Source organism: Natronomonas moolapensis 8.8.11 (genome assembly GCF_000591055.1).
GTDB lineage: Archaea > Halobacteriota > Halobacteria > Halobacteriales > Haloarculaceae > Natronomonas > Natronomonas moolapensis.
In genome coordinates, this window is the sequence record NC_020388.1 from 2,484,297 (window position 1) to 2,497,852 (window position 13,556).

11 protein-coding genes are annotated in these 13,556 nt (G+C 69.7%); 5 read left to right on the forward strand and 6 right to left on the reverse strand.

Going from position 1 to position 13,556, the window contains the following annotated elements; all coding sequences use genetic code 11:
• Window positions 1-315: 315 nt before the first annotated feature.
• The 3 genes from NMLP_RS11990 to NMLP_RS12000 are packed head-to-tail and all read left to right on the forward strand — an operon-like array spanning window position 316 to window position 5,053.
• A complete protein-coding gene (locus tag NMLP_RS11990) occupies window positions 316-4,230 on the forward strand; it encodes a S8 family serine peptidase (protein ID WP_049926533.1) in 3,915 nt (1,304 codons plus the stop codon).
• Window positions 4,231-4,273: 43 nt separating this feature from the next.
• On the forward strand, window positions 4,274-4,591 hold the full coding sequence (locus tag NMLP_RS11995; RefSeq protein WP_015410386.1) for a toxin-antitoxin system TumE family protein: 318 nt from the start codon (window positions 4,274-4,276) through the stop codon (window positions 4,589-4,591).
• A gap of 39 nt (window positions 4,592-4,630) precedes the next feature.
• Complete coding sequence (locus tag NMLP_RS12000) at window positions 4,631-5,053, forward strand: HVO_A0114 family putative DNA-binding protein (RefSeq protein WP_015410387.1); 423 nt, start codon at window positions 4,631-4,633, stop codon at window positions 5,051-5,053.
• Between the two features lie 223 nt (window positions 5,054-5,276).
• On the opposite strand, the gene NMLP_RS12005 is transcribed toward NMLP_RS12000, so the two are convergent.
• The 4 genes from NMLP_RS12005 to NMLP_RS12020 all read right to left on the reverse strand — a co-directional run bounded on the left by NMLP_RS12005 (window position 5,277) and on the right by NMLP_RS12020 (window position 8,478).
• The gene (locus NMLP_RS12005; RefSeq protein ID WP_015410388.1) at window positions 5,277-6,176 is read right to left on the reverse strand and encodes a glycosyltransferase; all 900 of its coding nucleotides are present in this window, start codon (window positions 6,174-6,176) and stop codon (window positions 5,277-5,279) included.
• A 56-nt stretch (window positions 6,177-6,232) separates the two neighbouring features.
• Window positions 6,233-6,550, reverse strand: a complete 318-nt coding sequence (locus NMLP_RS12010; protein WP_015410389.1) for a hypothetical protein — start codon at window positions 6,548-6,550, stop codon at window positions 6,233-6,235.
• Complete coding sequence (locus tag NMLP_RS12015) at window positions 6,537-6,785, reverse strand: UPF0175 family protein (protein ID WP_015410390.1); 249 nt, start codon at window positions 6,783-6,785, stop codon at window positions 6,537-6,539. Before NMLP_RS12015 ends, NMLP_RS12010 begins: the two co-directional genes overlap by 14 nt.
• 235 nt (window positions 6,786-7,020) lie before the next feature.
• Window positions 7,021-8,478 (reverse strand): sulfatase-like hydrolase/transferase, encoded by a 1,458-nt coding sequence (locus tag NMLP_RS12020; protein ID WP_015410391.1) that lies wholly within the window; start codon window positions 8,476-8,478, stop codon window positions 7,021-7,023.
• Window positions 8,479-8,593: 115 nt separating this feature from the next.
• Here NMLP_RS12020 and NMLP_RS12025 point away from each other — a divergent pair, with 115 nt between their 5' ends.
• Entirely contained in the window at window positions 8,594-9,826 is a 1,233-nt protein-coding gene (locus NMLP_RS12025) for a glycosyltransferase family 61 protein (RefSeq protein WP_049926535.1), read from the forward strand.
• A gap of 18 nt (window positions 9,827-9,844) precedes the next feature.
• Here NMLP_RS12025 and NMLP_RS12030 read toward each other — a convergent pair whose 3' ends face one another.
• Window positions 9,845-10,837, reverse strand: coding sequence for an alkaline phosphatase family protein (locus tag NMLP_RS12030; protein ID WP_015410393.1), 993 nt, complete (start codon window positions 10,835-10,837; stop codon window positions 9,845-9,847).
• Between the two features lie 54 nt (window positions 10,838-10,891).
• On the reverse strand, window positions 10,892-11,878 hold the full coding sequence (locus NMLP_RS12035; protein WP_015410394.1) for a hypothetical protein: 987 nt from the start codon (window positions 11,876-11,878) through the stop codon (window positions 10,892-10,894).
• Window positions 11,879-12,025: 147 nt separating this feature from the next.
• Here NMLP_RS12035 and NMLP_RS12040 point away from each other — a divergent pair, with 147 nt between their 5' ends.
• Window positions 12,026-13,477, forward strand: a complete 1,452-nt coding sequence (locus tag NMLP_RS12040) for an oligosaccharide flippase family protein (RefSeq protein ID WP_015410395.1) — start codon at window positions 12,026-12,028, stop codon at window positions 13,475-13,477.
• The last annotated feature ends 79 nt before the right edge of the window (window positions 13,478-13,556 follow it).

The window sequence follows — 13,556 nt, forward strand, 5'->3', positions numbered from 1 at the left end:
TGGCCGTCAGTATCAGTCCCGTGAACGCTGGTAGAGGGTTTCGACTCTTCGAACGCGGTGAGCGTCGTCTCCGACTGTCGCAGCGCTGTTCGGCGCGCTGGCGCTCGACGTCGGCGACGACCTGATCGAACCGGCACCGACGGGCTACTTCGAGGCGGAGTACGCCGCCAGCGGCGAGGGGAACGCCGACCACCGGCCCTGCGTCGAAGTGACGAACACGTTGGGAGAGACGGCCGACGCGGACGACATCCGTATGAGAGACGAGAGGCGGGGAACACGATCGCCTGGAGCGACGCGTGGACAGGCGGCGAGACGGTGAAGGCCGGGGAGTACGTCCACCTCGGCGAGTTCGACAGCGACGGCACGCTCGATCCGATCTGCGAGGCGGGAGACACGTACACGATCCTCTACACCGACGGGAACGGCCACACGCTGTTGGTAATCCGCTCCCGGCCCGGCGACTGCATCCGGAGGCGCCGTCCCGCGGCCGGCAATATAAATCCCGAGCCCCCAAAGCGTCGATCGATGGTATCCGTTCCCCGCGCCCCCTCCGGGCGGACCCGACGCCTCGCCGTCCTCGCCGTCCTCGCCGTCCTCTGGTCGCTTGCGGTGCTCGCAGCCACGTCCGGCGCGCTCGCGGTTGCTGAGCCAACGGGCGGGGGACAGGGCGTGGGCGCGGACGCGAATGCAGACGCGAACGCGAATGCAAACGCGAATACAAACGCGAATGCAAAGGCGACCGGCGAGGGCGTCACCGTCGCGGTCCTCGACAGTGGCATCGACGACGGCCACCCCGACCTCGCTGGCCGCGTCACGGAGCGGGTCGACCTCACCGGCGCGGAGCCGACCCACCCAGAGAACGGAACGGACGAAAGCGGCCACGGCACGTTCGTCGCGGGCGTCCTCGGGGGCAGCGGCGCGGCGAGCAACGGCGACCACGCCGGGGTCGCGCCGGGCGCCGCGCTGGTCGACGTCCGGATCATGGCCGAGGACGGCGACGCCGACGAGGCGACCGTCGCCGAGGGCATCGAGTACGCCGTCTCGGAGGCCGACGCCGATATCGTACTCTTGAGCCTCCAGAGCGTCGGCTCCGAGCCGGCGGTGATCGAAGAGCGCGTCGAGTGGGCGAACGACCGGGGGGCGCTAGTGGTCGCCTCGGCGGGCAACCGGGCCGGCCCGCGCTCGGTCACCACGCCGGGCACCGCGCGGGCGGCGCTCACGGTCGGGGCAGCCGACGGCGCGGGGACCGTCTGGGAGCGCTCCGCCTACGGCCCGACGCGGGCCGGGGCGTTCAAGCCCGAGTTGCTCGCGCCCGGCGTCGGGATCGTCGGCCCGCGGGCCGGCTACGGCGAGGGCGGCGGAGAGAGCGGCGACGAACACGCCGACCCCTACGCCCGCCGGACGGGGACGAGCATCGCGGCCGCGAAGGCGGCGGGCGTGGCCGCGCTGCTCGCCGAGTCCGACCCCGACCTCGGGCCGGCAGCGCTGGAGCGCCGCCTGACGGGCACCGCTCGGCCAGTCGCCGGGAACGAAAACGGGACGGCAGCGGCCGGATCGGGCGTCGTCGACGCCGACGCCGCGCTCGCGCCGGGTGTCGTCGCCGACGGCGTCCTCGATCTGGGCGTCGTCGACGACGACGAGGCGGTGACCCGGACCGTGACCGTCGAGAACCGCGACGACCGCCGCCACGACCTCACCTTCGAGGCGACCCTCCGAAACGCCGAAACGGGCGAGCGGGCCGACGGGGCGATATCGCTGCACCGAAGCGATCGCTCGCTCGCACCGGGCGAGCGGGCGACGATCGGGGTCCGGGTCGACGGGAACGTCTCCTCGGGCGTCTACGCCGGGGCGATCCGCTACGCCGTCGACGGCCAGCCCCGGTCGATCGCGGTCGGGTTCGTCCGCGGCGGCCGCGTCACCGTCGAGAAGCGGCCGCTGTCGGCCGGCGACCGCGTCGACGGCGACGAGTTGCTCGTCTTCACCGAGGAGGACACCCACAGCGAGGTGTTGGCCGTCGAGGACGGGACTGCGAGCTTCCTAGCCGGCGGCGGCACCTACGTCGTCTGGTCGGCGGGCGTCGACGACGCGAGCGGATCCGTGGTGTTTCTCTCCGAGCGCCTCCGGGTCGACGGCGACACCCGGGTCGTCCTCGACGAGGCCGAGACCGTCCGGGCGGGGGTCGACGCGACCGCACTCGAATCGAGATACGGCCCCCTCGAGAACCGCTCGATCGCGGCGTCGATGGTCACGGAGACGGCCGGTGGGACCGAGCGGCTCTCCCGGCGCGTCCTCGATGCCGACACCCGGACGGTCCGGGTCTCGCGGGATCGCGAGACCGCCTTCACCGCGAGGTACCTGCTCACGACCGAGACGGACGGGGCGGCGCTCGACGCCGCCGAGGTCTTCCATCTGAGCCACCACGTCCGCTGGACCAAGTGGGCGGCGCCCCGGACGGTCCGTCCCGACGACCTCGAGACGACCACCTACCGGATCGGGCGGACGACGCTCGATCGGACCCCCGAGGTCCAGGAGCGAACCTCGGTGCGGCGCACGGAGAGCGGCCGCGGGCTCTCGTGGTTCCCGCTCGGCGATCGCTCGCTCCAGCGCGTCCACCGCACCCCCGAGATCGACCACGACCGACACCTCAGACTCGAGGGGTGGCGAGCGGCGCTGTCGACGCCGAGCGAGCGGGAGGTCCCGGGGTGGCCGCCGAACGCCGCGCTGTCGCACCCCTTCGTCGCGACGGCGGACGTCGACATCGACGACGGGACCGCCTCGGTCGGGGCGCGGCCGCTCGACGACGGCGCGGGCACCCGGCTGTACGCGCGCGGCGAACACGCCGTCTCGGTCGCCGTCGACGGCGAGATCCGAGCCGAGCGCCGCAGCGACGATCCCACCATCGACGTCGGGGGCGTCCCGGTCGGCGACGCCGAGTCGGTGTCGGTGCGGATCGACGGCGAGAACCCCGAAGGCCGGCTCTCGACGCGGACGCGGACCGAGGTGACGCTGCGCGGCAACGACACCGCCGGCGCGTCGGTGCCGCTGCTCCGGGACGTCCGCCTCGAGGACGCCACGCCGACGAACGCCGCCGGGCCGGGGGCGGTGCCGATCCGCATCCGCACCGCGGCGCGGGAGGCGGTCGCGGACGCAACCGTCTGGCATACGACCGGGAGCGCCGAGACGCCGCCGTGGGTCGACGCCTCGGGCTGGGAGCGGACGCCCGCGGGGTTCGGCTACCGGGGGCTTCGCGCGACGGTCGAGGCCCCCGAGTCGGCCGAGACGGTGAGTCTCGCAGTCGAGGTCGACGCCGAGTCGGGGAGTACGGTCCGGACGATGACGGCCGACGCCTTCCACGTCGGGCGGGCGCCGAACACCTCGACGCGGTTCGTCGAGGGGCGGCTCCGGACGGCCGACGGCGGCGCCGCCGACAACGACACCGTGATCGCAGCGCCGGCCGAGGGCGACCCCGTCGTCGCGTCGACGGGATCGAACGGCCGGTTCAGCCTCGAAGTGCCGAAAGACGAGTCCTACGAACTGCAGTACCGCCGCGGGGACCTCTTCGACGGGGGGTCCGACGAGTCCAGCGCCCCGAAGCGCCCCGACTTCTACTCGCTCGGGCGGGTCGAGGCCACCGAGGACACCGAACTCAATCGGACGCTGCCGGCGCCGACGCGGTTCGACGTCCGCGTCCGCGACGAGCGCGGCGTGGCCGCCGAGAACGCCACCGTCCGGATCGCCCACCGGGCGGGCAACGCCACGAGCGTCGTCGAACTCACGACGGACAAAGACGGGACGGTCGCCCTCGGCGGGACGCCGGGCCTGCATCTGGCGGGGCCGGTCAACGTCACCGTCGAGGCGCCCGAGGAGTCGCCGTTCGTCGCGTCGACGCTGCAGCGGACGGTGGCCCTCGACGGCACCGTCGAGCGCGCCACCGAGCGGTTCGTCCTCGAGACCGAGCCGCCGACTGCGGCGCTGTCGACGAGCCGGACGTGGATGCTCGAGGGGACGCCGACGACGCTCGACGCGAGCGCGAGCGAGGTGCCCGCCGGTCCCGCCGAGTACCGCTGGGACCTCGACGGCGACGGGTCGATCGACCGGGTGACCGACGCGCCGACGACGCGCTATGCGCCCGCACTCGGCGAGACCGACCCCTCGGTGACGGTCGTCGACGCGGCCGGCAAGCGCGCGAACGCGACGGTCGGGCCGATCCATGTGACCGAGGAAGTATAACCCCCGATTTTATGTTGTTGGGCACCCACCCAACACACGGCGAATGGCTCAAGAGCCCCTCTTCCAGTACACTCACGTCGAGGCCGGCCTCGTCGAGAACGTCGTGCTCCGGCCGACCGAGGCCACCGAGACCTACCCCTCGGGCTGGAAGTACACGCTCCATCTGGGTACCCTTGAGGACCTAACGCTCGTCCGGTACGACAACGCCCACGAGGGGATCAAAGGCCACGAGCATCACACTGCCGCCGGGGACGCCGGCGACGTCGCGTTCCCCGGGATGGTGGAACGGCTCGTCGAGTTCTGGGCGAGCGCGGACGAGTACTGGGACGTCGCGGGCGGCGATCCGCCGAGACCCTACTGATCGGACACTGACCGACGCAACCGTCGATACGGCTCAAACATGACCACGCTCCACATCACCGTTGGCGATCGAGACCAGCTCCGGGAGGACGCACTCCAGTTCGTCCGAACCACCGAAGCCGACGACCTTGAGACTCGAGACAGCAAGACGATACTCCAGTTTGGAACCTACGACGACCTCGTCGACAGCCTCACCCCGCTCCGCTTGGAACTCATCCGGGCGATCGCCGAGCACGCACCCGACAGCATGCGCGCGAGTGCCCGTCTCGTCGATCGTGACGTGTCCGACGTCCACTCGGACCTGAAGACACTGGAGACACTCGGGGCCATCGAACTCCGGGAAGGCGGTCCCGGCGGCGCGATGCAACCCGTCGTCCCGTTCGACCGGATCGAGATGCACATCGACTACCCGCTCGTCGACGACGTCGATGTCGGTGGCGATGGGACACCGGCGGACGCATGACGTCCGCCGCGGCGTGAACGGAGCGGGATCGAAGATCCAGCAGGCAGTCAGGCGTAGTCGTTCGGAAGGCGCTCGCGCCGTTCGTGATGACGAGAGAGCTCCGCTCTCTCCAACCATCTAATACGGCGCGGTTTCCCTGTGTGAGCCTCAGCCGGTCTATGACTCTCCGAACGCGACGTTCCCGTCACGGTGGACGGCACTCGGGTTTGTGCGCTGTTCTCTATCAGTCCTCAAGGCGCGGGACGTCCCCGAGGTCGCTTCGGCGCTCCCCGGCGAGATACGCCTCGTAGTACCCCAGCCCTCGAACCCCCGTCAGAAGCGTCGAGAGCGCGCCGAAGGCGAGCCGATCGCGTAGCGGGAGGTCGCGATCGGGGCGTTTGATGCCGCTGGGGCGGGGCGGAACGCCGGGCGTGCCGTAGCGGTCGGGGTGGTACCGCTGGAGCTGACAGAGGCCGCGGCCGACCCGGCGGTCCTTCGAGACGAGCTCGCGGAGCCCGTTCCTGGTCGGGTGATACATCGTGACGTCTCCGGCGAAGTGGCGGTCGTAGCCCGCCTCTGAAACGCGGTTGCCGAACTCCTTGTCGCCGCCGGAGACGAGTCGGTGGTCGAACAGGCCCACGTCGGCGAAGACGTCGCGGCGGACGAACAGACAGCAGGTCGGGGCGAACTGCTGGGACTCAAGGTACTGCTCGACCGGGAATCCGGTGTGGCGATCGTAGCGGGCGGCGAGAGAGGGATCGTCAGGGAGCGTGAGTTCGACGTGACAGCCCATGTAATCGGCGTTGGTGGACTCGAACGCCGCGAGCGCCGAGTCGAGCCAGTCCTCGGGGACGGTCATGTCGGCGTCGACGAACGCGATGATTTCGCTGTCGGTGTTGCGGATGCCGGTGTTGCGGGCGGCGTAGGAGGATTGGATCTCGGTTTCGTGGACGAGGGTGAGGTGGTCGTGATCGTTCTCGTAGGATCGGACGATTTCCGGGGTGTGGTCGGTAGAGTCGTTGTCGACGACGACTATTTCGTGGGGAGATTCGGTCGACTGAGCGACGAGTGAGTTGAGGGTGGCTCGGATACCGTCGGGGTCGTTGTAGACGGGGACGACGGTCGAGACCGCCGAGTGAACCATCACTGGGACGACGCAAGTTGGATTGATAAATCCGTTGATATATTTGATTCGACGGGTCAGGTGGCGACGGCGGCGTCTAGCACGTCGTGATACAGTTCGTCGCTGATCCAGAACCCTTCGGCTCGAAGCCGGTCGAGTTCGCGCCGCAGTTCGACGAACAGGCTCGACTCCTCGACGGGGACGAGTTCGAGGAATCCCCCGTCCCGTAGCGCGCGTAGGTCGTCGAGTCCGTCGTCACCGGCCGCGAGCTCGTCCCAGACCTGTTCGGGGGCGGTGACGCCGTCGAACTGCTCTCGAAGGAGATCGAGCCGGCCGATCAACGCCACGTTGAGAAGCGGCGACGTGTCACCGACGACGAGTTCACCGTCGGGCATACTCGAAGTCTTCGTCGAGTTCCGCCGCGGTGTAGTGGCGATCGACCTCGCGTTCTCCGAGCAGGCGATGGAACTCGCGGCGCGACAGCCCCGAGAGTTCCCGTGCTTTGCCGACCGAGAGGATCCCCTCGCGATACAGCGCCACGGCCAACTCGCGACGCACCACGTCCTCTCGTTCGTCTTCGGGGACGTTCAGCGCCTCGTAGACGCCCGTCGGAAGGTCGATCGTTCCCATAGGCACCGATTCGCGGAGTCGATATAAAGGCCTTTGCCGGGTCGATGGTCTCGGCTCCTCGCCATCGTCGGTCCAGTCGGACGAACAGACAGCGCGTGGGGGCGAGGTGGGGGATTCGAGATACCGTTCGACGGAAAGCCCGTGTGATGATCGTCGCGAGCCGGATGATGTGGGCTCTCGGGGAGGGTGACCTCGACGTGACAGCCTATGTAGCCGATTCCGGGTCCCCGGTCGGTCAGCGAAGGTAGCCGAGATCGGCGAGGCGATCCTCGACGTCCGACTCGACCGTCCCCGCGTCGCCTTTCAGCTCCATCGGTCCGAGCGTCTCGAAGGCTTCTTCGACCCGCTCCGAGCCGGTTCGATCGACTGTCATCGCCTCTTGAGCGTCGCGGATTCGCATCGTGAGCGCGTCCTCGCCGCGAGTTGCGGACTTCATCGTGTCGTCGCCCGCGCGTTCGTACGTCGCCCGCCAGGGGCCGTAGTAATCTCTCGCCGCCTCGTCGCTGCCCTCGAAGACGCCATCATGTTCGGCGAGGAGCCGTTCCGTCGAGGCGACGACGGGGCCGTCGGGGACGAACGAATCGCGCGATGCCGACCCCTCGAGCGCCGCCCGAACCGTGTCGGGGAACGCCGAGAGGGTCGCGGGCGCGTCGACGGTGACCGGGTCGGTCTGGCCCGGGTACTTGACGACCAACGGGATGTGCGTCAACACCTCGTCGATTCCCCAACTGTGATCGACCAGTCGCGTCCGGCCGGTGAGTCGGCTGATCTCGCCGAACCCCTCGCCGTGGTCGCTCGTGATCACGACGAGCGTCTCCTCGTGGACGTCCGCGCGTTCGAGCCCGCCGAGGAGGCGCTCGAGGTGGGCGTCGGCCTGCCGGATCGCCCCGTCGTAGAGGTGCTCGAACGCCTCGAGTTGCCACCAGGGCCGCCCCTGGACGAACTCGTTGGCCGGCGGTTTCTCGAACTCGGCGTGGAGCGCACGAAGCGTTTCGCCGCCCCACAGATCGTGTTTCGCGGCCGGTTCGTAAGGGAAGTGGGCGTCCATCAGGTTGAGACACGCCGCCCAGGGACGGTCGTTTTCGGCGCCTCCGGCGCTTGCGCCGTCGTCGGCCGCCCACCCCAAGAACGCCTCGATCAACTGCCCGGAGTCGAGCGTCTCCTCGAGGGAGCCGCGGCGCTTCTCGTAGGCGTGGTGGGCGCAGTTGAACAGCGACTTGACGGGCCGGTCGTCGCGAAGCGAGCGCCGCAGGTTGCCCGAGAGTCCGTCGTGCGTGGCCGAATCCGTCGGGCCGTGGGCGTCGGGGAAGGGCTTGTTCGACGACCCCGAGAACGTCTGCGTCCGCGCGTGATCGAAGGGCTCGGTCAGGTTCGAGGCGTGAGCGAGCACGGAGTTGACCGTGAAGATCCCCGTCCGGTAGCCCACAGCCGAGAGTTCCTCCCAGATCGTCGTGTCGGGTCGGAGCCGGTCCTCGTGGCGCGTCACCCCGTGTTCTTCGACCGCCGCGCCGGTCCAGACGCTGGCGTGGCTCGCGACACTGTGGATGCCGGGCGCTCTCGCCTGCCGATAGGTGGTCGCGCCGTCGGCGTACGAGGAGAGAAACGGGGTCGTCTCGCGGTGGTGCCCGTACAGTCCCACGTTCTTCGCTCGGACGCTGTCGAGGACGACGAGCAGGACGTTCGGGCGACTCATCCGCCCGGATCGACGGTTCGGATCGGTTTATCCGTTCGGGTTTCGCGTCCGCGTGTCGACGGCTCCGTTCGCTCCCGGTAGCGTTATACCCTCTACTCAAAAACGTCCGGACAGCATGGAGTTGGGTAACCTTCCCGGGCGGGCGCTCCGCAAGTATCGGACGGACGGGGGGCGCGAGCTGCTCCGGGAAGCGAGGACCCTCCTGTTGGAGGACGTCCTGTTGTATCGGCTCGGCTACCGTCGGTATCTCGAGGGGCGGATCGACGCCATCAGTCGATCGGAGCTCCGAGCGGAGGGGGACTGCGTCGTCTCAGAGCCCCACGAGGGGTCGATGCGGATCAAGGCGGCCGGCGGGTTTCGCGGGCGGCCGACGCCCGAGCGTTACGATCCCGGTGGCCGATTCGTCTGTGAGGTGCCCGATGCGACGCTGTTGGGACCGACCGGCCCCGGCGTGACCACCGAGGGGCGCGTCGTCGTCGACACCGTCGCCACCCCGCCGCTGGGCCCGCGACGGACCGGCGTCACGCTCGCGAAGTCGATGCGTGCGAACGGACTCGGACGGACGCTCGGGGTGCTCTCGGGGGGCGGGACGACGCCGGACCGACGCTTCGAGCTCGCGACACTTGCGGTCCCGCCGTGGCTCAACTATTACCACTGGACGATGGAGTGTCTCCCCCGGATCCGGCTGCTCGAACGCTACGGGGCCGAAACGGGACGCTATCCCACGCTGTTGGTCCCGCCGGACCCGCCGGGGTGGGTCGCCGAATCGCTCTCGATGGTCGACTACGGCGGCGACGTCGCCCGCTTCGGGGACGGGGTCGCCGCCGTCGAGACGCTCGTCGTGCCCACGTTTCCGGATCCGACGCCGGCCGAGTGCGAGTGGCTCAGAGACCGAATGCGGCCGTCGAAGCCGGCCAGGGTGGGGCAAAAAGCGGGTAGTGCGCGTGCGAACGCGATCGACACCGACGGCGGCGAACGCGTCTACGTCGCCCGCGGGGACGCGACCGTCAGACGCGTCGCGAACCGGGACGAACTTCAGGGCGTGTTGGATCGGTACGACATTGACACGTACCTCCCCGGCGAGTTGAGCGTCCGCGAGCAGGTCGCGCTGTTCTCGCGGGCCGACCTCGTCGTCGGTCCCCACGGGGCGGGGCTGACGAACATCGTCTTCGGCGAGGATCTCGCCGTGATCGAGCTGTTCGGCGGCAAACAGATCGCGACGTTCGACCGACTCGCGGCGGCGCTCGGCCACACGTACGCCTACCTCGAGGGCGAGGGGGTCGGCGTCGACATCCGGGTCGACACCGACGCACTCGACCGGACGATCGCACGAATCCTCGAGGAGTGATCCGCCGAGCCAGGGGGGCTACAGGTATCCGAGCTGTTCGAGGCGGTCCCTCGCGGGGACGGTCCCCGTTTCGGTCGGATCGGGGGCCGCCGGGTCGTGCTCGCCGGTGTCGGTCGCCGTCGTCTCCACCCACGGCACCCGACGCATACAGGACAGCGGGCAGCCGATGACGTGTCGGTAGAAGCCGTACTCGCCGAAGGCCTCCCCGTGGTCGGCGGTGATGGCGACCGTCTCGGCGTCGACGTTTTCGAGCAGTAGCTCGACCTCGTCGAGGACGAACCGGAGGTTGTCCAGATACGCATCCCACACCCGCTGTCGGGAGACGTCGCCGGCCCGAAGCGGGTCGAACGGCTCGAACAGCGCCGGTTCGGCCAGCGGGTACGGGTCGTGGGGGTACATGTAGTGGACGATCAGCCGGTCGGCGTCCCGCTCCCGGGCGGCGGCGATCGTCCGGTCGGTCGCGTAGCGTGGCGAGCGCCGCGTCCGATCGCCGCTGCCGACGGTCCACTCGGGGTCGCCCTCGAGGTCCGCCCGCCACAACTCCTCTATGTAGCCGAACGCCTCGGGCGGGACGACGTCGTAGTCGGTCGGTCCGAACGGCATCGCGGCGTGGCCCGTATCGCCGCGCTGGGTTAGGACCCGCTGCGTGTAGCTGTTGCCCGTGACGTACGCCGTCCGGGCAATCGCGTCCGCGTGCCCCCGACCGAACGTGTGGTTCAGCCACTCGAAGGAAGTACTGCCGACGGAGGGCATCGGCTCGACGTCGCCGAGGAAGTCGTACTCGTCGGCGACCTCGCGGAGCGCGTCGACCCGGCAGGCGTCGAGGACGACGAGCAGGTCCCACTCGCGGTCGAAGACGTTCGTCCCCCAGCGGTAGTGTTTGGTCGCGCTCAACAGCGCGCCGACGTAGACGTAGTACAGCGGCCGCGCGAGCCGGCTCGGGAGCGAGCGGTTCTCCGCCTGGAGGTGCTCGCGGCTTTCTTCGAGCCACTGCGAGAAGCTGACGGTCATCGGATACGTGCTTCAGGGATCGCTCGGGGTACGGGTCTTTCGGTCGCCCGCGGCTCACCGGTATCCGAGCGCCTCGAGTCGGTCCGTGACGTCCGTCTCGGAGGGCGATCGCTGCTCGATCGGCGGGTCGGCGCGGATCGCCGGCCGGTCGGTCGACTCGACGACGAACCACGGCACCCGGACCAACTCGGGGAGGTAGACGCCGTAGGGGTGGCCGTACTTGCGGCGGGAGGGGATCGGCCGGAAGCGCTCGCCGACGAGGTTGCCATGATCCGCCGACAGCACCGTCCGCCCGGGGAGGTCGGCGAGGAGGGTCTCGGCGTGGTCGAGGGCGACGTCGAGGTTCTCGCGGTAGGCCCGCCAGACCAACTCAATATCGAGGTCGTCGCCGTTTCGCAGGCGTTGCCAGACGGAGTCGCCGTCGACGGCCCCGCCGTCGGAGCCGGGGTCGGCGGCGGACGCGTCGGCCCACCACCCCCGGGCGTCGATCCGCCGCCCGACCTCGCCGATGAAGGGGTAGTGCGGCTGCATGAAGTGGACGATCAGGCGCTTGTTCGGGAACCGATCGCGGGCGTCCAGCGCCGCCTCGACGACGGTTTCGGGGTGGACGGTCTGGCGGTCGTCGTCCCACGCCGAGAGCAGGTCGACGACGGCGTGGAACGTGCCGTCGTCGAGGCCGAGTCTCGGCAGATAGGGGTTCGTGTTGACGTACACCGTGTCGTGGAACGTCCCGTTCGCGAAGTTGCACTCGAGGAACTCCTCGCTCGTCGACCCGAGCGAGATCCGCGACTCCAACCGACAGTCGGCGTCGAGTCGCCCGGCGAACGCCTCGGCGCGGTCGGCGAACATGTCGTACCGGCAGGCGTCGAGGACGACGAGCGTGTCCCACTTCTCGTCCATCACGCGCGTTCCGGACCCGTATCGCGACCGGAAGGCGAGGTTGTTGAGTTCGATGGGGGCGTAGCCGAGCGCGGCTCTGACCGTTTCCACCAGCCCCCGCGTCTCGTAGACGTGTTTCGCCCGCCGGAGGTGGTGTCGCATGCGTGAGGGTTGCCCGGACGAACACAATAGCGCTGCGGTCGGTCGCCGGGGGCGACGACGGGGGCGACGCCCACAACGGCTGTCGATCGCGGGACCGAAGCGTTATTGGGCGCCGCTCGCGGATTCGTGTCCGAGCGCGCGCCCGTCATGAATTTGGGACAGACGTCGGTGGTGTACTTTCTCTCGCGATTGGCAGCGTCCGCCCTGGGGTTCGTGGCGACGGTGTATTTCGCTCGATTGCTCGGCGCCGACGCCCTGGGGATCTACTACCAGGTGGTCGCCTTGGTCTCCTGGCTCGCGATCCTCGGGCAGGTCGGCCTCTCGGGGGCGGTCTCGAAGCGCGTCAGCGAGGGCACGGAGCGAAAGCGATACGCCGCGGCGGCGGCCGTGTCGATCGGCGGGCTGTTCGCGGTCCTCGCCGTCGCGCTCGCGTTGGCCCGGCCGTACGTCGACGCCTACGTCGGCTACCCGGCGACGGGCTACGTCGCCGCCGTGCTGTTCGCCACGCTCGCGTGGTCGACCGTCGCGTCGCTTCTGAGCGGCCTCCACCGCGTCGGCACGCAGGGCGCCCTCCAGACGGTAAAGACGGGGGGACGGGGGCTCCTCCAGATCGGCGCACTCTTTGCCGGGTTCGAACTCGCCGGCGTGTTCTTCGGCTACGTCGGCGGCTTTCTCGTCGCGACCGCCGTCGGCGCGGCCGTCGTCGCCCGCGAGCTCTCGGGGATCGCGCGGCCCCGGCGGCGCCACTTCCGGAGCCTCCTCGAGTACGCCAAGTTCGCCTGGCTCGGGCGGCTCCAATCGCGGCTGTTCAACTACACCGACGTCCTCGTGTTGGGGCTCTTCGTCCCCTCGTCGCTCGTGGGCATCTACGCCGCCGCCTGGGGTATCGCGCAGTTTCTCATCCTCTTCGCCGGGGCGATCAGTTCGACGCTGTTCCCGGAGATGAGCCGTCTCTCGGCCGACGAGAGCCCCGAGGCGGTGCGTTCGCTCACAGAGGACGCCCTCGCCTACGCCGGCTTGTTGTTGATCCCAGGGCTCGTCGGCGGGGTGATCGTCGGCGACCGGCTGTTGGCGATCTACGGCGAGGCGTTCCGGCAGGGCGCGACGGTGCTCGCGGTGTTGATCGTCGCGAACCTGTTTATGAGCTACCAGAACCAGCTCTTGAACACCCTCAACGCGATCGACCGGCCCGACCGCGCCTTCCGCGTCAACGCCCTCTTCGTCGTCTCGAACGTGTCGTCGAACGTCGTCTTGATCTACCTGTACGGGTGGCTCGGCGCGGCGGTCGCGACCGCGCTCTCGGTCGCCGTCAGCCTCGCCGCCGCCCACCGCTCGCTCGGTGCGATCGTCGACGTCGCGATCCCCTACCGCGAGATCGGCCGTCAGTGCCTCGCCGCGCTCGCGATGGGTGGAGTCGTCCTCGCGGGCCGTCGAGTCGAGAACGCCTACCGCCTCTTGGAGCACAACCTCGCCACCGTGTTCGTCCTCGTCGGCCTCGGCGCGGGCGTGTACTTCCTCGCGTTGCTCGCGATCTCGCCGCGCTTCCGCGAGACCGTCGACCGGAACCTCCCGGTGGCGCTGCCCTTTCTGTCGACGTGAGGTCACGACGCGCCCGGTCGGTGGGCGGTCGACGATCGGTCGACTGCGCACCGTTCCGCGAGTCGCAGGCTTTTGTGCC

What these genes read in the sequence shown, in the direction of transcription:
- NMLP_RS11995 (WP_015410386.1), top strand. Translation starts at nt 4,274, where the DNA reads ATGGCTCAAGAGCCCCTCTTCCAGTACACTCACGTCGAGGCCGGCCTC.
- NMLP_RS12000 (WP_015410387.1), top strand. Translation starts at nt 4,631, where the DNA reads ATGACCACGCTCCACATCACCGTTGGCGATCGAGACCAGCTCCGGGAG.
- NMLP_RS12005 (WP_015410388.1), bottom strand. Translation starts at nt 6,176, where the DNA reads ATGGTTCACTCGGCGGTCTCGACCGTCGTCCCCGTCTACAACGACCCC.
- NMLP_RS12010 (WP_015410389.1), bottom strand. Translation starts at nt 6,550, where the DNA reads ATGCCCGACGGTGAACTCGTCGTCGGTGACACGTCGCCGCTTCTCAAC.
- NMLP_RS12015 (WP_015410390.1), bottom strand. Translation starts at nt 6,785, where the DNA reads ATGGGAACGATCGACCTTCCGACGGGCGTCTACGAGGCGCTGAACGTC.
- NMLP_RS12020 (WP_015410391.1), bottom strand. Translation starts at nt 8,478, where the DNA reads ATGAGTCGCCCGAACGTCCTGCTCGTCGTCCTCGACAGCGTCCGAGCG.
- NMLP_RS12025 (WP_049926535.1), top strand. Translation starts at nt 8,594, where the DNA reads ATGGAGTTGGGTAACCTTCCCGGGCGGGCGCTCCGCAAGTATCGGACG.
- NMLP_RS12030 (WP_015410393.1), bottom strand. Translation starts at nt 10,837, where the DNA reads ATGACCGTCAGCTTCTCGCAGTGGCTCGAAGAAAGCCGCGAGCACCTC.
- NMLP_RS12035 (WP_015410394.1), bottom strand. Translation starts at nt 11,878, where the DNA reads ATGCGACACCACCTCCGGCGGGCGAAACACGTCTACGAGACGCGGGGG.
- NMLP_RS12040 (WP_015410395.1), top strand. Translation starts at nt 12,026, where the DNA reads ATGAATTTGGGACAGACGTCGGTGGTGTACTTTCTCTCGCGATTGGCA.